This is a genomic window from Streptomyces sp. NPDC035033 (assembly GCF_040636735.1).
Lineage (GTDB): Bacteria > Actinomycetota > Actinomycetes > Streptomycetales > Streptomycetaceae > Streptomyces.
Genome location: NZ_JBEZUZ010000053.1, coordinates 17829 through 35307, shown reverse-complemented (window position 1 = coordinate 35307; position 17479 = coordinate 17829). Strand labels below are relative to the sequence as shown.

Annotated in this window: 17 protein-coding genes; 2 read left to right on the top strand and 15 right to left on the bottom strand. The window is 71.7% G+C overall.

Features of this window, described 5'->3' with window-relative positions; translation table 11 throughout:
* Positions 1–16: 16 nt before the first annotated feature.
* Together hisS and AB0E83_RS21585 are read right to left on the bottom strand one after the other, a co-directional pair.
* On the bottom strand, positions 17–1279 hold the full coding sequence (gene hisS / locus AB0E83_RS21590; protein WP_362114059.1) for a histidine--tRNA ligase: 1263 nt from the start codon (positions 1277–1279) through the stop codon (positions 17–19).
* 10 nt (positions 1280–1289) lie between these two features.
* Positions 1290–1997 carry an MBL fold metallo-hydrolase gene (locus AB0E83_RS21585; protein WP_362114056.1) on the bottom strand — a complete coding sequence of 236 codons (708 nt, stop codon included), beginning with the start codon at positions 1995–1997 and terminating at the stop codon, positions 1290–1292.
* A gap of 154 nt (positions 1998–2151) precedes the next feature.
* Between AB0E83_RS21585 and AB0E83_RS21580 the strand changes: the two genes are divergently transcribed.
* Both AB0E83_RS21580 and AB0E83_RS21575 read left to right on the top strand, forming a co-directional pair.
* Positions 2152–2901: a peptidylprolyl isomerase gene (locus AB0E83_RS21580; protein ID WP_362114053.1), complete on the top strand. Its 750-nt coding sequence runs from the start codon at positions 2152–2154 to the stop codon at positions 2899–2901.
* Positions 2902–3127: 226 nt separating this feature from the next.
* Positions 3128–4357 carry a DUF349 domain-containing protein gene (locus AB0E83_RS21575; RefSeq protein ID WP_362114050.1) on the top strand — a complete coding sequence of 410 codons (1230 nt, stop codon included), beginning with the start codon at positions 3128–3130 and terminating at the stop codon, positions 4355–4357.
* Positions 4358–4423: 66 nt separating this feature from the next.
* Here AB0E83_RS21575 and AB0E83_RS21570 read toward each other — a convergent pair whose 3' ends face one another.
* The 13 genes from AB0E83_RS21570 to AB0E83_RS21510 form a co-directional block, all read right to left on the bottom strand.
* The gene (locus tag AB0E83_RS21570; protein ID WP_362114047.1) at positions 4424–6874 is read right to left on the bottom strand and encodes a bifunctional (p)ppGpp synthetase/guanosine-3',5'-bis(diphosphate) 3'-pyrophosphohydrolase; all 2451 of its coding nucleotides are present in this window, start codon (positions 6872–6874) and stop codon (positions 4424–4426) included.
* Between the two features lie 247 nt (positions 6875–7121).
* Positions 7122–7673 carry an adenine phosphoribosyltransferase gene (locus AB0E83_RS21565; protein ID WP_362114044.1) on the bottom strand — a complete coding sequence of 184 codons (552 nt, stop codon included), beginning with the start codon at positions 7671–7673 and terminating at the stop codon, positions 7122–7124.
* The gene (secF, locus tag AB0E83_RS21560) at positions 7670–8728 is read right to left on the bottom strand and encodes a protein translocase subunit SecF (protein WP_362114041.1); all 1059 of its coding nucleotides are present in this window, start codon (positions 8726–8728) and stop codon (positions 7670–7672) included. The genes AB0E83_RS21565 and secF overlap by 4 nt, the downstream gene beginning before the upstream one ends.
* Before the next feature lies 1 nt (position 8729).
* Positions 8730–10523 (bottom strand): protein translocase subunit SecD, encoded by a 1794-nt coding sequence (gene secD / locus AB0E83_RS21555; protein WP_362114038.1) that lies wholly within the window; start codon positions 10521–10523, stop codon positions 8730–8732.
* 149 nt (positions 10524–10672) lie between these two features.
* Positions 10673–11110 carry a preprotein translocase subunit YajC gene (gene yajC / locus AB0E83_RS21550; protein ID WP_362114102.1) on the bottom strand — a complete coding sequence of 146 codons (438 nt, stop codon included), beginning with the start codon at positions 11108–11110 and terminating at the stop codon, positions 10673–10675.
* A 201-nt stretch (positions 11111–11311) separates the two neighbouring features.
* Complete coding sequence (ruvB, locus tag AB0E83_RS21545; protein WP_362114035.1) at positions 11312–12403, bottom strand: Holliday junction branch migration DNA helicase RuvB; 1092 nt, start codon at positions 12401–12403, stop codon at positions 11312–11314.
* A gap of 37 nt (positions 12404–12440) precedes the next feature.
* Positions 12441–13073, bottom strand: a complete 633-nt coding sequence (gene ruvA, locus AB0E83_RS21540; RefSeq protein ID WP_362114032.1) for a Holliday junction branch migration protein RuvA — start codon at positions 13071–13073, stop codon at positions 12441–12443.
* Complete coding sequence (ruvC, locus tag AB0E83_RS21535; RefSeq protein WP_362114029.1) at positions 13070–13600, bottom strand: crossover junction endodeoxyribonuclease RuvC; 531 nt, start codon at positions 13598–13600, stop codon at positions 13070–13072. Before ruvC ends, ruvA begins: the two co-directional genes overlap by 4 nt.
* A 111-nt stretch (positions 13601–13711) precedes the next feature.
* Complete coding sequence (locus AB0E83_RS21530) at positions 13712–14464, bottom strand: YebC/PmpR family DNA-binding transcriptional regulator (protein WP_362114026.1); 753 nt, start codon at positions 14462–14464, stop codon at positions 13712–13714.
* Between the two features lie 63 nt (positions 14465–14527).
* Positions 14528–15124, bottom strand: a complete 597-nt coding sequence (gene pdxT / locus AB0E83_RS21525; protein ID WP_362114023.1) for a pyridoxal 5'-phosphate synthase glutaminase subunit PdxT — start codon at positions 15122–15124, stop codon at positions 14528–14530.
* A gap of 6 nt (positions 15125–15130) precedes the next feature.
* Positions 15131–16039 (bottom strand): pyridoxal 5'-phosphate synthase lyase subunit PdxS, encoded by a 909-nt coding sequence (gene pdxS / locus AB0E83_RS21520; protein WP_282693586.1) that lies wholly within the window; start codon positions 16037–16039, stop codon positions 15131–15133.
* Between the two features lie 135 nt (positions 16040–16174).
* On the bottom strand, positions 16175–16717 hold the full coding sequence (locus AB0E83_RS21515; RefSeq protein WP_362114020.1) for a hypothetical protein: 543 nt from the start codon (positions 16715–16717) through the stop codon (positions 16175–16177).
* Between the two features lie 11 nt (positions 16718–16728).
* Complete coding sequence (locus AB0E83_RS21510) at positions 16729–17364, bottom strand: MBL fold metallo-hydrolase (protein ID WP_362114017.1); 636 nt, start codon at positions 17362–17364, stop codon at positions 16729–16731.
* Positions 17365–17479 lie beyond the last annotated feature (115 nt).

Sequence of the window (17479 nt, the reverse complement as noted above, 5' to 3'; positions counted from 1 at the left end):
TTCCGGGCGCGTGCCGTCAGCCGAGCAGCTCGCGGACCGCGTCCAGGACGCCGTCCAGGGCGACCGCCCGCTGCTCGCCGGACTCCATGTCCTTGAGCTGGACCACTCCCTCGGCGAGGTCGCGCTCGCCCGCGACGAGGGCGAGGCGGGCGCCGGAGCGGTTGGCGTCCTTCATCGAGCCCTTGAGGCCCTTGCCGCCGAAGGAGAAGTCGGCGGCGACGCCGGCCCGGCGCAGCTCGGTGACCTTGCCGAAGAGGACGCGGCGCGCCTCCTCGCCGAGGGCCACCGCGAAGACGCTGGTGGGGGCGGGCAGGTCGAGCTCGACGCCCTCCGCCTCCAGGGCGAGGACGGTCCGGTCGACGCCGAGGGCCCAGCCGACGGACGGCAGGGCGGGGCCGCCGATCATCTCGGAGAGGCCGTCGTAGCGGCCGCCGCCGCCGACCGCGGACTGGGAGCCGAGGCCGTCGTGGACGAACTCGAAGGTGGTCCGGGTGTAGTAGTCGAGGCCGCGGACCAGCTTGGGGTCGTCCTCGAAGACCACGCCGGCGGCGGTGATCAGCTCGCGGACCTGCTCGTGGTACGCCTTGCAGGCGTCGCACAGGTAGTCGCGGAGCAGCGGCGCGTCGACGAGCTGCTTCTGCACGTCGGCGCGCTTGTCGTCGAGGACCCGCAGCGGGTTGATCTCGGCGCGGCGCAGGGTCTCCTCGTCGAGGTCGAGGCCGCGCAGGAAGGTCTGCAGGGCCTCGCGGTAGACGGGGCGGCACTCCTTGTCGCCGAGCGAGTTCAGCAGGATGCGGTACTGGCGCAGGCCGAGGGACCGGTACGCCTGGTCGGCCAGGATGATCAGCTCGGCGTCGAGCGCCGGGTCCTCGGCGCCGATCGCCTCGGCGCCGACCTGCGAGAAGTGGCGGTAGCGGCCGGCCTGCGCCCGCTCGTAGCGGTAGTACGAGCCCGAGTACCAGAGCTTGACCGGCAGGTTGCCCTGCTTGTGCAGGTTGGCCTGGAGGGCCGCGCGCAGCACGGAGGCGGTGCCCTCGGGGCGGAGGGCGAGCTGGTCGCCGCCCTTCGTGGTGAGGGTGTACATCTCCTTGGTGACGATGTCGGTGGACTCGCCGACGCCGCGGGCGAAGAGGTTCACGTCTTCGAAGCCGGGGGTCTCGACGTAGCCGTAGCCGGCGTTCCTCACCTGGGTGGCGATCGTGTCGCGGACCGCCAGGAAGACGGCGGAGCGCGGGGGGATCAGGTCGTACGTGCCCTTGGGGGCCTGAAAGGTGCTCACGAAGGTCTCGTCACATTCCTCGTCGGGGAGCGTCCTCGCTCCCGAGGCCGGAGGCCACCTGCCGCAGATACGGGTTGGTGGCGCGCTCCTGGCCGATGGTCGTCTGGGGACCGTGGCCGGACAGGACGACGGTCGAGTTGTCGAGCGGCAGGACCACGCGGGTCAGCGATTCGAGCATCTCGGCCATGTCGCCGCCGGGCAGGTCGGTGCGGCCGATGGAGCCGGCGAACAGCAGGTCGCCGGAGAAGAGCACGGAGGGGACCTCCGGGGTCTCCGGCGTCCGGAAGGTCACCGACCCCTTGGTATGGCCGGGGGCGTGCGCGACGGAGAACTCCAGGCCGGCGAGGTTCAGCGCGGCGCCGTCGGTGAGCTCGTGCACGTCGTCCGGCTCGCCCACGGTCAGCTCGCCCATGAGGGGCATCCCGATGGAGCGGCCGAGGGCCTTCTCCGGGTCGCTCATCATGTACCGGTCGGCGGGGTGGATCCACGCGGGTACGTCATGGGCGCCGCAGACCGGGACGACGGAGGCCACGTGGTCGATGTGGCCATGGGTGAGGACCACCGCGACGGGCTTGAGCCGATGCTTCCTCAGCGTCTCCTCGACTCCCTGGGCGGCCTGGTGGCCCGGGTCGACGATGACGCACTCCTCGCCTGCGGCGGGGGCGACCACGTAGCAGTTGGTGCCCCAGGCCCCGGCGGGGAACCCGGCAATCAGCACGATCGTCCTTCTGTGTCGTCCGGCAGATGGCTGCGGCTTTGCGGAATGCAGCAGATCAGAGCCTACCGGCGGTGCGTATTCCACAGCCAACCCGTATACGGTACGGGCACATCCGGCCAGGACAGGAACACACGACCGACAAGGAGCGGACCCGGTGGTCACCAGCGATCAGCGGCGGCGGCAGCTCGCCAGGGACAAGTACGCGCGGCAGCAGCAGCGGCGGGCCGAGGCCCAGCGCAAGGCCAAACGCCGCAACATCGTGATCGCGGCCTCGCTGGCGGTGGTGCTGGCCGCCGGCGGCGCGGTGTACGGCTCCGTGCAGCTGCTCGGGAACGACTCCAAGAACACCGAGGAGACGGCCTCCGGCGAGCCGGCGATGAGCATCGAGGCCAAGGGCACGTACGCCATGGCCCTCAAGACCAACGAGGGCGACATCACCGTCTCCATGGACGCGGCGAAGACCCCGCGCACGGTGAACTCCTTCAAGCACCTCGCCGACAAGAAGTACTTCGACGGCACGAAGTGCCACCGGCTCACCACCGCCGGGATCTTCGTGCTCCAGTGCGGCGACCCCGAGGGCACCGGCATGGGCGGCCCCGGCTACACCATCCCGGACGAGAACCTCGGCGCCCTGGGCAAGCCCGGCGCCGACGGCAAGGTCACGTACAAGGCGGGCACGGTCGCCATGGCCAACACCGGGCAGCCGGGCACCGGCGGCTCGCAGTTCTTCCTCGTCTACAAGGACTCGAAGCTGCCGCCGCAGTACACCCCCTTCGGCACGATCGACGCGGCCGGCCTGGCGGCGGTGCAGAAGGTCGGCGCGGCCGGGGCCGAGGGCGGCCAGGGCGACGGCGCTCCCAAGAAGCCGGTCACCATCGAGAAGGCGACCGTCACCGCGAAGTGAGGCGGGGCGCTCCGTGGACGGCGGTCCGGAGGTCCGCACCCGCGTGACCGTGGAATTTCGGTCGCGCTGAGTGCGGACAGCCGGGCCGCCGTTCGCCTAGATTGGCGTTGTGCAGCGTGGTCCGATCCGTCGGCCGCGCGGCGGAAGGCGGGCGAGGCCCGCCCAGAAACTGTGGACGATGCCCGGGGGTCACCACCCGACGAGGGCATCATGGTGAGGAGGCGCTGTGAGCAGCGACCCGTGGGGCCGTGTCGACGAGACGGGCACCGTGTACGTGCGGACGGCCGAGGGTGAGAAGGTCGTCGGATCCTGGCAGGCGGGCACCCCCGAGGAGGCGCTGGCCTACTTCGAGCGCAAGTACGAGGGCCTGGTTGTCGAGATCGGCCTCCTCGAGAAGCGGGTGAAGACCACCGACCTCTCGGCGAAGGACGCCCAGACGGCGATCGAGCACATCCGGCAGCAGGTCGACGAGCACCACGCCGTCGGCGACCTGGCCGCGCTCGCCGCCCGTCTGGACAAGCTCGCGGAGTCGGTGGAGTCGCGCCGCGAGGAGCGCAAGGCGCAGAAGGCCAAGCAGGCCGACGAGGCGCGTTCCGCCAAGGAGGCGCTGGTCGCCGAGGCGGAGGAGCTGGCGCAGAGCGAGCAGTGGCGGGCCGCCGGCGAGCGGCTGCGGTCGCTCGTGGACACCTGGAAGGGCCTTCCCCGGCTCGACCGCAAGTCCGACGACGAGCTGTGGCACCGCTTCTCGCACGCCCGCTCGGCCTTCTCCAAGCGCCGCAAGGCCCACTTCGCCCAGCTCGACGCGCAGCGCGAGGACGCCCGGAAGGTCAAGGAGCGCCTGGTCGCCGAGGCCGAGGCGCTGCAGAACTCCACCGACTGGGGTGCGACCGCGGCCCGCTACCGCGAGCTGATGGCCGACTGGAAGGCCGCCGGCCGGGCGCAGCGCGAGCACGAGGACGACCTGTGGAACCGCTTCCGCGGCGCCCAGGACGTCTTCTTCGCGGCCCGGTCCGAGGTCTTCGCCGAGCGCGACGCGGAGCAGACCGAGAACCTCAAGCTGAAGGAGGAGCTCGCCGCCGAGGCGGAGAAGCTGCTCCCGGTGACGGACCTGAAGGCCGCCCGCGCCGCCTTCCGCGCCGTCAACGAGCGCTGGGAGGCCATCGGCCACGTGCCGCGCGACGCCCGTCCGAAGGTCGAGGGCCGGATGCACGCGGTGGAGCGGGCGATCCAGGAGGCCGAGGAGGCCGAGTGGCGCCGGACCAACCCGGAGGCACGCGCGCGTGCCGCGGGTCTGACCGGTCAGCTCCAGGACGCCGTCGACAAGCTGCGCCGGCAGATCGACGCCGCCCGCGCGGCCGGCAACGACGCCAAGGCCGACAAGCTCACCAAGGAGCTCGAAGGCCGCCAGGCCCTCCTGGACCAGGCCCTGAAGGGCCTCCAGGAGTTCGGCGGCTGAGACCCCGCCCGCACGAGCGCGAGAAGGGCCCCCGGCACCCGCCGGGGGCCCTTCTCGCGCGTCCGGCTACGGGCGCCGCGCGCTCGTCACGCGGTAGACGTCGTACACGCCCTCCACGCCCCGGACCGCCTTGAGGACGTGGCCCAGGTGCTTGGGGTCGCCCATCTCGAAGGTGAAGCGGGAGGTGGCCACCCGGTCGCGGGAGGTCTGGACGGCCGCCGAGAGGATGTTGACGTGCTGGTCCGAGAGGACCCGGGTGACGTCGGAAAGGAGCCGGGAGCGGTCCAGCGCCTCGACCTGGATGGCGACCAGGAAGACCGAGGACTGGGTCGGGGCCCACTCGACCTCCAGGATCCGCTCCGGCTCCCGGGAGAGCGACTCGACGTTGACGCAGTCGCTGCGGTGGACGGAGACGCCGCTGCCGCGGGTGACGAAGCCGATGATCGGGTCGCCGGGCACGGGGGTGCAGCAGCGGGCCAGCTTGACCCACACGTCCTCGACGCCCTTGACGACGACGCCCGGGTCGGCGTTGGAGCGCCGCTTGGAGCGGCCGCGGGTGGGCGGGGCGGCCTCCTCGATGTCCTCGGTGGCGGCCTCCTCCCCGCCGAGCGCCTGCACCAGTTTCTGCACGATGGACTGGGCGGTGACGTGGCCCTCGCCGATCGCCGCGTACAGCGAGGAGATGTCGTTGTAGCGCAGCTCGTGGGCGAGGGTGACGAGGGAGTCGCCGGTGAGGATCCGCTGGATCGGCAGGTTCTGCTTGCGCATGGCCCGCGCGATGGCGTCCTTGCCCTGCTCGATGGCCTCGTCCCGGCGCTCCTTGGAGAACCAGGCGCGGATCTTGTTGCGGGCGCGCGGGGACTTGACGAAGCCCAGCCAGTCGCGGGAGGGGCCGGCGCCGGGGGCCTTGGAGGTGAAGACCTCGACCAGGTCGCCGTTGTCGAGGGTGGATTCGAGCGGTACGAGCCGCCCGTTCACCCGCGCGCCTATCGTGCGGTGGCCGACCTCGGTGTGGACGGCGTAGGAGAAGTCGACGGGGGTGGCGCCGGCGGGCAGCGCGATGACGTCGCCCTTGGGCGTGAAGACGAAGACCTCGTTGCGCGAGAGGTCGAAGCGGAGGGACTCCAGGAACTCGCCCGGGTCCTCGGTCTCCTTCTGCCAGTCGAGCAGCTGGCGCAGCCACGCCATGTCGTTGAGGTGGTCGTCCTTGCCGGTCTTCTTCGGCACGTCGGTGCGCACCTTGGAGGCGCCGGCGACGGCCTCCTGCTTGTACTTCCAGTGGGCGGCGATGCCGTACTCGGCGCGCCGGTGCATGTCGAAGGTGCGGATCTGCAGCTCGACGGGCTTGCCGTTGGGGCCGATGACCGTCGTGTGCAGCGACTGGTACATGTTGAACTTCGGCATCGCGATGTAGTCCTTGAACCGGCCGGGGACCGGGTTCCATCGCGCGTGGACGGTGCCGAGGGCCGCGTAGCAGTCGCGGACGGTGTCCACGAGGACGCGGATGCCGACCAGGTCGTAGATCTCCGCGAAGTCCCGGCCGCGGACGATCATCTTCTGGTAGACGCTGTAGTAGTGCTTGGGGCGGCCGGTGACGGTCGCCTTGATGCGGGCGGCGCGCAGGTCGGCCTGGACCTCGTCGGTCACTATGGCGAGGTACTCGTCCCGCTTGGGGGCGCGCTCGGCGACGAGCCGGACGATCTCGTCGTACATCTTGGGGTAGAGGATCGCGAAGGCGAGGTCCTCCAGCTCCCACTTGATGGTGTTCATGCCCAGCCGGTGGGCCAGCGGGGCGTAGATCTCCAGGGTCTCGCGGGCCTTCTTCTCCTGCTTCTCCCGCTTGAGGTAGCGCATGGTGCGCATGTTGTGCAGGCGGTCGGCGAGCTTGATGACCAGGACGCGCGGGTCCTTGGCCATGGCGACGACCATCTTGCGGACGGTCTCGGCCTGCGCGGCCTCGCCGAACCGGACCTTGTCGAGCTTGGTGACGCCGTCGACGAGGAGCGTGACCTGGTCGCCGAAGTCGCGGCGGAGGTCCTCCAGGCCGTACTCGGTGTCCTCGACGGTGTCGTGGAGGAGGCCGGCCATCAGCGTCGCCGGGTCCATGCCGAGCTCGGCGAGGATGGTGGTGACGGCGAGCGGGTGGGTGATGTACGGGTCGCCGCTCTTGCGCTTCTGGCCGCGGTGCCAGCGCTCCGCGACCTGGTAGGCCCGCTCGATCTGGCGCAAAGTCGCCGTTTCGATCTTGGGGTCGTTGGAGCGGACGATCCGCAGCAGGGGTTCGAGGACCGGGTTGTACGGCGACGAGCGCTGCACGCCGAGCCGGGCGAGGCGGGCGCGCACCCGGTTGGAGGAGCCGCCGGAGCGGGCGGGCGCGGGGGCCGGTGCGGGAGCGGGCGCAGCAGGCTTGGGCCTGGTCTCCGCGGGCTTGTCCTGGGGCGTGCCGGTCCCCTGCGCGGCCCGGTCGGCCTGGGGGTCGGGCTGCGCGGCGGAGAGTGACTGGGCCTCGTCTGGCAAAGAGCGCTCCTCTGGGGTCCCCCCGGACGGGGTCTGGGGGAGGTTCCGGGTCCCCCGGTCAGGCCCGGAAAGGCCATCGTATCGAGCCATGACGCCCCGTGCTCACGTGCCCGGGGGACGGACGGGGCCCGAGGGGACGCCTCCCCGGCCCCTTCCGGGGACGTACCGGGGCAAACGCGAAGGGCGCCCCGGGAATTCCCGGGGCGCCCTTGGCCGGAATCCGATGGATCCCTTCCGGACGGGTGCCTCAGACGGTGAGGAGCGCGGTGAGCGGAGCGCCCCGGAGGGCGGGCTCCAGGCGGGCCCGGCCCGGGAGGAAGCCCAGCTCCATGAGGACCGCGACGCCCGCGACCTCGGCGCCCGCGCGGCGGATCAGTTCGAGGGATGCCTCGGCGGTGCCGCCGGTGGCGAGGACGTCGTCGATGACCATGACGCGGTCGCCCGCGGCCAGGTCCTCGGCGTGCACCTCGATCTCGGCGGTGCCGTACTCCAGCTCGTACGCCTGCCGGAGCGTGGCCCCGGGCAGCTTGCCGGCCTTGCGGACCGGGACGAAGCCCAGGCCCGCGCGGACGGCGACCGGCGCGGCGAGGATGAAGCCGCGGGCCTCCAGGCCGACGATCTTCGTCGCGCCCTGCGCGGAGCAGAGGGCGGCGAGGGCGTCGGTGAGGGCGGTGAACGCCTCCGGGTCCGCGAGCAGCGGGGTGATGTCCTTGAACAGCACGCCCGGCTTCGGGTAGTCGGGGACGTCACGGATCCGGCTGAGCAGCAGGCCGGTCACGTCCTGGGTCCCGGCCGTCATCCGCGGCGCTCCTCGGCGCGGCCCCGGCGGGCGGCGCGCGGGCCGACCACGGCGGCCTCGGCCGCGTCCGGGCCGTCCTCGCCGCGGGCGGCGGCGGCGCGCTTGGCCAGGACGCGCTTCCTCAGCGCCTTCACCGCCGGCTCGCGCTCCTTGAGGTCGGCGACGAGCGGGGTGGCGATGAAGATCGAGGAGTAGGCACCGGCGGCCAGACCGACGAAGAGCGACAGCGAGATGTCGTTCAGCATGCCGGCGCCGAGGACGCCGCCGCCGATGAAGAGCAGGCCCGCGACGGGCAGCAGCGCCACGACGGTGGTGTTGATGGAGCGGACCAGGGTGCCGTTGATCGAGCGGTTGGCCATCTCGCTGTAGGTGAAGCGGGTCTGCTTCGTGAGGTCCTTCGTCTGTTCCTTGAGGGAGTCGAAGACGACGACCGTGTCGTACAGCGAGTAACCGAGGATGGTCAGCAGACCGATCACCGTGCCGACCGTGACCTCGAAGCCCACCAGCGAGTAGATGCCGACGGTGATGGTGAGGTCGTGAATCAGCGCGATCAGCGCCGCCACGGCCATTCTCCACTCGAAGGCGATGGCCAGGTAGATCACCACGAGGATCATGAAGACGCCGAGGCCGGTCCACGCCTTGTTGGCGATCTGCTCGCCCCAGCTGGGGCCGACCAGCTCGGCGGCGATCTTGTCCTCGGGGAGGTTCAGGTCCTCGGCCAGCTGGGTGCGGACCTTGTCGGACTGCTCGGTGTCGAGGCCGCCGACCTGGATGCGCAGCGAGCCGTTGCCGAGCTGCTGGACGATCGCGTCGTGGCCGGAGGCCTCCTCCGCGTACTCCGTGGCCTGGCTGACGGTGACGTCCGTCTTCGGGGTGGTGAAGACGGCGCCGCCCTGGAACTCGATGCCCATGTTGAGGCCGCGGACGGCCAGGGCGACGATGGCCGTGATGGTGATCAGGACGGAGAGGCCGTACCAGATCTTGCGGTTGCCGATGAAGTCGTAGCCGACCTCACCGCGGTGGAGCCGGGCGCCGAGATCGCCGAGCTTCGACATCTCACGCCTCCTTCGGTTCGACGGCGCCGGCGGCGCCGGCGGCGGGGGCGGTACGGCGGGTACGGCGCAGCGGCGGCTTGGCGCCGAGGCTCTTCGGGTCCAGGCCGGACAGCTTGTGGCCGTTGCCGAAGAACTTCGTGCGGGCGAGCAGGGTCATCACCGGCTTGGTGAAGAGGAACACCACGACGACGTCGAGCAGGGTGGTCAGGCCGAGCGTGAACGCGAAGCCCTGGACCTTGCCGACGGTGACGATGAAGAGCACGGCCGCGGCCAGGAACGACACGAAGTCGGAGACCAGGATGGTGCGGCGGGCGCGCGGCCAGGCGCGCTCGACGGCCGGGCGGAGGGTGCGGCCCTCGCGGATCTCGTCGCGGATGCGCTCGAAGTAGACGATGAACGAGTCCGCGGTGATGCCGATGGCGACGATGGCGCCGCAGACGGCCGGCAGGTTCAGCGCGAAGCCGATGGCGGGGCCGAGCAGGGCCATGATCACGTAGGTGAGCAGGGCGGAGACGCCGAGGCTGAGGATCGCGATGAACGACAGGCCGCGGTAGTAGACCACCAGGTAGATGACGACCAGGGCGAGGCCGATGGCGCCGGCGATGAGACCGGCCTCCAGCTGCTCGCCGCCGAGGGCGGCGGTGACGGTGTCGACGCTCTGGGTGTCGAAGGAGAGCGGCAGGGCACCGTAGGCGAGGATGTTGCCGAGGTCCTGGGCGGACTGCTGGTTGAAGCTGCCGGAGATCTGCGCGTTGGCGCTCAGCGTGGTCTGGACGCGGGGCGCCGAGACGACCTCGCCGTCGAGGACGATCGCGAACTGGTTCTGCGGCTCGGCCTGCTGCGAGAGCTTGCTGGTGATCGACTGGAACTTCTTCGAGCCGGCGTCCGTGAACTCCATGTCCACGATCCACTGGCCGGTCTGCTGGTCGATGGCGGCCTTGGCGTCGTCGACGTCACGGCCCTCGACCTCGGCGGGACCGAGGAGGTACTTCTCCCACTGGTCGATCGCGTTCTTGCCGCAGGCGACGATGGTGTCGGTCGGCTTGGTGCCCGCCGCGGCGGCGGCGCGCTGCTTGGGGTCCAGGCAGTTCAGGGAGGCGAACTTCTGCTGGAGCGCGGCGGTGGACGCGTCCGCGGACGGGGTCGCCTGCGGGGTGCCGCTCGGCTTCGGCGTGGCGCTCGCCTTCGGCGTGCCGGAGGCGGAGCCGGTGGGGGTGGGCGTGCCGGTGGCGTTCGGGGCCTTGAGGGCCTCGGAGAGGGCGCGGCCCTGGGTGGAGGCGGTGGCGGTCGGCGTGGCCGGCTTCTTCTCGCCCACCGAGGCGGAGGCGGACGGCTTCGGCGTGGCCGAACCCGAGGGGGTCGCCGTCGGCGCGGTCTCCGGCGCGGCGGCCGCGACCGTCAGCACGGGCCGGAAGTAGAGCTGGGCGGTGGTGCCGACCTGCTCGCGGGCCTGCTTCTCGTTCGTCCCCTTGGGGATGTTGACGATGATGTTCTCGCGGCCCTGCGTCTGGACCTCGGCCTCGGAGACGCCGAGACCGTTGACGCGGCGCTCGATGATGCCGACCGCCGTGTTCATGTTGGTCTCGTTGACCGCGGACTCCTGGCCGGGCTCGGCCTTGGCCTTGAGCGTGATCGACGTGCCGCCGGCGAGGTCGATGCCGAGGCGCGGGGTGGTGTGCCCCGACCAGAACATGCCGCCGGTGAGCGCGACCATGGCGATGAGGATGAGTGCCAGGGCGCGGCCCGGCCGGCTCTGTCCCCCCACCGGCCTTCGGCCCTTCTTCGGTGCTGCCACCTGTCGTTTCTCCCTGTCAAACCGTCCGGGCGCCGGGTGGGCGCACGGAGGCCACGAAGTGTGTGTGGGGACCGTCCCCCGCAGACGTCGGACCGTCCCCGGCACCGCGGCCACGCCGGTCGGGCGTGGGCCGCGGTGCCGGGTGCGACTTACTTCGCCTCGGTCTCGCCGTCGGCCTTGCCGTCCTTCTCGACCTCGGCCTCGGCCGCGTCCGACTTCTTCGTCAGATCGGCCTTGGGGGCGTCGGTGCCGGCGGCCTCGGTCAGAGAGGAGGCGTCGTCCGGGACGACGGTCTCCGCGTCGGCCTCGGTCTCGTCGTCACCGTGGACGATCCGGTTGTACTCGGCGTCGTCGAGGACCGCGCCGATCGCGTTCTTCGCGTAGACGGCGTGCACGCCGGGCGCGACCTCCAGGAGGACGGTCTCGTCCTGGATCTCCTTGACGGTGGCGTACATTCCCCCGATCGTGCGTACGCCGGTGCCGGGCTGCATCTGGTTGCGCATCTCCGCGGCCTGCTGCTGCTTCTTCTTGGCGGAGCGGGTCATCAGGAACATCGCCCCGATGAGCACGATGAAGGGGAGGAGCATGCCGATGTTATTCACGGGACGGAAATCCTTCGCACGGTCACGGAGAACCCGCGGCCTGATCTTCGGGGGTGGGTACGCCGACCAGAAAGGGCGGCATCGGCGGAGTCTAGGCGAGTCCGCATCGATGGAACAACGCCCAGCATGGCACCGTGGTTCCTGGTCGGGCGAGACTCCGCGCCGTCACCACCCGTCACAGCGGTCTCAGGGACCGAACAGCCCCGGTTGTCCCGATCCCGCTGCTCCGGGCGCTCCGGCCGGGCCCGCCGCCTGCGGCGGAACCAGTCCGAGGTGGGCCCACGCGGCGGGCGTGGCGACCCGGCCGCGGGGGGTGCGGGCCAGCAGGCCCTCCCGTACGAGGAAGGGTTCGGCGACCTCCTCGACGGTCTCGCGCTCCTCCCCCACGGCGACGGCGAGGGTGGACAGGCCGACGGGGCCGCCGCCGAAGAGCTTCAGCAGGGCTTCGAGGACGGCCCGGTCGAGGCGGTCGAGGCCGCGGCCGTCCACCTCGTACACGCCGAGGGCGGCGGCGGCGATCTCGCGGGTGACCACTCCGTCGGCCTTCACCTGGGCGTAGTCGCGGACGCGGCGCAGCAGCCGGTTGGCGATGCGGGGGGTGCCGCGGGAGCGGCCGGCGATCTCGGCGGCGCCGGCGGGGTCGATCTCCACGTCGAGGAGTCCGGCCGAGCGGGTCACGACCCGCTCCAGCTCGTGCGGCTCGTAGAACTCCATGTGGGCGGTGAAGCCGAAGCGGTCGCGGAGCGGCGGCGGCAGCAGTCCGGCCCGGGTGGTGGCGCCGACCAGGGTGAAGGGCGGCAGGTCGAGGGGGATGGCGGTGGCGCCGGGGCCCTTGCCGACGATGACGTCGACGCGGAAGTCCTCCATCGCCATGTAGAGCATCTCCTCGGCGGGCCGGGACATCCGGTGGATCTCGTCGAGGAAGAGGATCTCGCCCTCCTGGAGGGAGGAGAGGATCGCGGCGAGGTCGCCGGCGTGCTGGATGGCGGGGCCGGAGGTGATCCTGATCGGCGCGTTCATCTCCGCGGCGATGATCATCGACAGGGTGGTCTTGCCGAGGCCGGGGGCGCCGGAGAGCAGCACGTGGTCGGCGGTGGCGCCGCGCTGGCGGGCGGCCTTGAGGACGAGGTCGAGCTGCTGGCGGACCTTCTCCTGGCCGATGAACTCGCCGAGGTCCTTGGGACGCAGGGCGGCCTCGACGGCCTGGTCGTCGCCCTCGGCCGCGGCGCCGACGATCCGCTCCTCGGGGGCGGGCGCCGTCTCGTCGTACCGGTTCACGTGGTGTCTTCCTTCGTACGGGAGGGTCTGCGGGCGGTCAGCGGGCGCGGTTGAGCGTCTGGAGGGCGGCCCGCAGCAGCTGGGGCACGGGCGCGGAGCCGGTCTCCGCGAGCGCGGCCTCGGCCTGCGGGGTGACGGCGGCGACGGCCTCCTCGGCCTCGCGGCTCGCGTAGCCGAGGCCGACGAGGGCGGCGGTCAGCTGCTCGGTCCAGGGGGCGGGGCCGGCGGCGACGGCGCGCTGCTGGCCGACGAGTCCGCTGCTGCCCAGCGGGCTGCCGAGCTTGTCCTTCAGCTCCAGGAGCAGTTTCTGGGCGCCCTTCTTGCCGATGCCGGGGACGGCGGTGAGCGCCTTCTCGTCGCCGGTGGAGACGGCGAGGCGCAGCGCGTCGGGGCTGTGCACGCCGAGCATGGCCTGGGCGAGCCGGGGTCCGACGCCGCTGGCGGTCTGGAGCAGCTCGAAGACCTGGCGCTCGTCGTCGTCCGCGAAGCCGTACAGGGTGAGGGAGTCCTCCCGGACGACGAGGGAGGTGGCGAGCCGGGCGTGCTCGCCGACGCGCAGGCCGGCGATGGTGTTCGGCGTGCAGTGGACGGCCATGCCGACGCCGCCGACCTCGACGACGGCGGTCGTGGGGGCGAGGGCGGCCACCGGGCCGCTGACGAAGGCGATCATGACGGGCGGCCTTTCGAGGCGTGCAGGGCGACGGCCTGCTGGAGGCGGTTCTGGGCGGGGGCGCGCCAGATGTGGCAGATGGCGAGGGCGAGGGCGTCGGCCGCGTCGGCCGGCTTGGGCGGGGCGGAGAGCCTCAGCAGCCGGGTGACCATGGCGCCGACCTGGGCCTTGTCGGCGCGGCCGGAGCCGGTGACGGCGGCCTTGACCTCGCTGGGGGTGTGCAGGGCGACGGGGATGCCGCGCCGGGAGGCGCAGAGCATGGCGACGGCGCTGGCCTGGGCGGTGCCCATCACCGTCCGTACGTTGTGCTGGCTGAACACGCGCTCCACGGCGACCAGTTCGGGCTGGTAGCGGTCGAGCCACTCCTCGATGCCGCGCTCGATGCCGACGAGCCGGAGGCCGATGTCGGCGTCGGCGGGGGTCCGGACCACGCCCACGCCAAGCATGGTGAGCGGCCGGCCGGCGACGCCTTCGACGACGCCGACGCCGCACCGGGTGAGTCCCGGGTCCACACCGAGTACGCGCACGCCGCTCTCCCCTGCTCGCAAGTCTGTTTGTGCAGGCTATCCGCCGCCACTGACAACGCAGCGGGCCGACGGGGTGTGTCCCGTCGGCCCGCTGCGGGGAAACGCTCTCGGTCAGGCGTCGACCTTGGCCATGACCTCGTCACTGACGTCGAAGTTGGCGAAGACGTTCTGCACGTCGTCGCTGTCCTCCAGGGCGTCGATCAGCTTGAACATCTTCCGGGCGCCCTCCTCGTCGAGCTCGACCTGCATGGTCGGGACGAAGCTGGACTCGGCCGAGTCGTACTCGACGCCGGCCTCCTGGAGCGCGGTGCGGACCGCGACCAGGTCGGTGGCCTCGCTGACGACCTCGAAGCTCTCGCCGAGGTCGTTGACCTCCTCGGCGCCCGCGTCGAGGACGATCTCCAGGATGTCGTCCTCGGACCGCTCGCCCTTGGGGAGCACGACGACGCCCTTGCGGTTGAACAGGTACGAGACGGAGCCCGGGTCGGCCATCGAGCCGCCGTTGCGGGTCATGGCCACGCGCACGTCGGAGGCGGCGCGGTTGCGGTTGTCGGTGAGGCACTCGATGAGCACCGCGACGCCGTTCGGGCCGTAGCCCTCGTACATGATCGTCTGGTAGTCGACGCCGCCGGCCTCCAGGCCGCCGCCGCGCTTGACCGCGGAGTCGATGTTCTTGTTCGGCACCGACTGCTTCTTGGCCTTCTGGATGGCGTCGAAGAGGGTGGGGTTGCCATCGGGGTCGGCGCCGCCGGTGCGGGCCGCGACCTCGATGTTCTTGATCAGCTTCGCGAAGAGCTTGCCGCGCTTGGCGTCGATCACGGCCTTCTTGTGCTTCGTCGTAGCCCATTTAGAGTGGCCGGACATCTGCCTGTCTCCTTCGCGTAACCATTTTCTTGAACGAACCCCAGTGATCCTACCGGGACTCGTTCACCCCTCGGCGCGCACCATGTCGACGAAGAGCCGGTGGATCCGGTGGTCACCGGTGAGCTCCGGGTGGAACGAGGTGGCCAGGGCGTTGCCCTGCCGCACGGCGACGATGTGGCCGCCGTGCTCGGCGAGCACCTCGGTCCGGGCGCCGACGGACTCCACCCAGGGGGCCCGGATGAAGACGCCCTCGACCGGGCCGTCCTCGATCCCGTCGACGGCGACGGCCGCCTCGAAGGACTCGTTCTGCCGCCCGAAGGCGTTGCGGCGCACGATCATGTCGATGCCGCCGAAGGTCTCCTGGCCCGAGCGCGGGTCGAGGATCTTGTCGGCGAGCATGATCAGGCCGGCGCAGGTGCCGTACACCGGCATGCCCGCGGCGATCCGCTCGCGGACCGGCTCCATGAGGCCGAAGAGGACGGCCAGCTTGGAGATGGTGGTGGACTCGCCGCCGGGGAGGACCAGGCCGTCGACCTCGGCGAGCTCTTCGGGGCGCCGGACCGGCCTGGCCACGGCGTCCGCCGCGGCCAGGGCGATCAGGTGCTCCCGGACGTCGCCCTGGAGGGCCAGGACACCGATCACGGGGGTGGTGCTGCTCATCGGTGCTTACCAGCCCCGGTTGGCGTAGCGCTCGGCCTCGGGGAGGGTGTCGCAGTTGATGCCGACCATGGCCTCGCCGAGGTTGCGGGAGGCGTCCGCGATGACCTTCGGGTCGTCGTAGAAGGTGGTGGCCTTCACGATGGCGGCGGCGCGCTTGGCCGGGTCGCCGGACTTGAAGATGCCGGAGCCGACGAAGACGCCCTCGGCGCCGAGCTGGCGCATCAGCGCGGCGTCGGCCGGGGTGGCGACGCCACCGGCGGAGAAGAGGACGACGGGCAGCTTGCCGAGCTCGGCGACCTCCTTGACGAGCTCGTACGGGGCGCGCAGCTCCTTGGCGGCGGCGTACAGCTCGTTGTTGTCGAAGCCGCGCAGCTTGGCGATCTCGTTCTTGATCTGGCGCAGGTGGCGGACGGCCTCGACGACGTTGCCGGTGCCGGCCTCGCCCTTGGAGCGGATCATGGCCGCGCCCTCGGCGATGCGGCGCAGGGCCTCGCCCAGGTTGGTGGCGCCGCAGACGAAGGGGGTGGTGAAGGCCCACTTGTCGGAGTGGTTGATCTCGTCGGCCGGGGTGAGGACCTCGGACTCGTCGATGTAGTCGACGCCGAGGGACTGGAGGACCTGGGCCTCGACGAAGTGGCCGATGCGGGACTTGGCCATCACCGGGATGGAGACCGCGCCGATGATCTCCTCGATCATGTTCGGGTCGGACATGCGGGCCACGCCGCCGTCCTTGCGGATGTCCGCGGGGACCCGCTCCAGGGCCATGACGGCCACGGCGCCGGCGTCCTCGGCGATCTTCGCCTGCTCGGCGTTGACCACGTCCATGATCACGCCGCCCTTGAGCTGCTCGGCCATGCCGCGCTTCACGCGGGCGGTGCCGGTCTCGGGGGTCTGGGGGGTGGTGGAGCTGGACACGGAAACCTCACTCGTGACAACGGGTTCAACGGGACGTTGACGACTAGAGCGAGGAAACAGGCCACGAACGGTCCACATCAAGGGCCAATGGAGAGGCGGTGGCTCGTTTTCGCGGGAATCCGAGGCCGGAGGGGCTCAGGAGGGACGATCGGCCAGGGCCACCGGGGGCTCGTCATCCATTTCGAAGGCCATCGGGAAGGGCGCGTGGCCCGCGAGCCGGAACCAGCGGACCTTGCGGTGCCGGCGCAGGGCGCGGGCGGCCCGTACGGCGTCGTTGTGGAAGCGGCGGGCCATCGGGACGCGGCGGACGGCGGCGGCCAGCTCCCCCGCTGCCTCCTCCCCGCCGGGCGCCGCCCGCACCAGCTCGACCTGCTCGGGCTCGCCGAAGACCGCCCGCAGGGCCTGGCTCAGCTCGCTCTCCGCGACCTCCCGGTGGTCCTCCTCGGCCTGCCGGGCCGCGTGCGCGGCCTCGTACAGGACGATCGAGGCGGCCGGGTCGAGGACGCCGGAGGTGGCCAGTTCCTGGGTGACCGAGGCCCTCCGCAGCAGCTGCGCGTCGAGCGCGGCGCGCGCGGCGTCGATGCGGGTGTGCAGCCGGTCGAGCCGTCCGGCGGTCCAGCTGAGGTAGACGCCGATGAAAACCAGCGCGACGACGGTCCAGATCAGGGTTTCGGTCACGGGCGCACAGGCTACCGGGGCGGCGGCAGCACCCCTTCCCAAAGGTGGTGGTCGTGGGCGAACAGGACACGGACCGGCCGCCCGTCCGCGAGCGCGGCGAGCCGGCCGAGCCAGGGCCGGCGCGGCGTCCCGAAGTCGCCCGCCGTGTCGTACGCCTGCCCCGCGAGGACCGTCAGGCGGTCGCCGTGGTCGAGGACGAGCGACTGGTGCCCGTCGACGTGCCCGGGCGTCGGCACGATCCGCACGCCGGGCGCGATCTCGTGCTCGCCGTCGATCTCCTTCCAGGCGACCCCGGGGAGGAGGGAGTCGATCGTGTAGCCGCCCGCCCGCGCGGTGGCGAGTTCGGCGCGCTGGACGAGGGCGGGGACGCCGGGGAAGCGCTGGTTGCCGCCGATGTGGTCGAAGTGCAGGTGGCAGTTGACGAGGAGGTCCACGGCGGCGGGCGGGACGGTGAGGGGACGGCGGACGATCCGGTAGTGGGCGTCGGTCTCGGGCGAGCCCTCGCCCATGCCCGTGTCGAAGAGGAGGGTGCCGGAGGGGTGGCGGACGAGGTACGCCAGGGCCGGTTCCACGCGCGCGTGGGTGCCGCCGTACTCCTCGGCGGGGCGGGTGAAGGACCCGAGGTCGAGTCGCGTGACGTCGATCATGCGAGCAGGGTCCTCGCCCGGCCCCCGTCGCGGGCGGTCGTTCCGCTGGGAGCGGAACGGGCACAACGGAACGGCACCCCCCGCGGGTGCCTCCGCGCCGGTGCCCGGACCCGCA

Bases quoted from the DNA above. Each gene is read 5' to 3' on its own strand.
- AB0E83_RS21565 (WP_362114044.1), bottom strand. From the start codon at position 7,673: ATGACGGCCGGGACCCAGGACGTGACCGGCCTGCTGCTCAGCCGGATC.
- secF (WP_362114041.1), bottom strand. From the start codon at position 8,728: ATGTCGAAGCTCGGCGATCTCGGCGCCCGGCTCCACCGCGGTGAGGTC.
- yajC (WP_362114102.1), bottom strand. From the start codon at position 11,110: ATGCTCCTCCCCTTCATCGTGCTCATCGGGGCGATGTTCCTGATGACC.
- ruvA (WP_362114032.1), bottom strand. From the start codon at position 13,073: ATGATCGCCTTCGTCAGCGGCCCGGTGGCCGCCCTCGCCCCCACGACC.
- AB0E83_RS21530 (WP_362114026.1), bottom strand. From the start codon at position 14,464: ATGTCCGGCCACTCTAAATGGGCTACGACGAAGCACAAGAAGGCCGTG.
- pdxT (WP_362114023.1), bottom strand. From the start codon at position 15,124: ATGAGCAGCACCACCCCCGTGATCGGTGTCCTGGCCCTCCAGGGCGAC.
- AB0E83_RS21510 (WP_362114017.1), bottom strand. From the start codon at position 17,364: ATGATCGACGTCACGCGACTCGACCTCGGGTCCTTCACCCGCCCCGCC.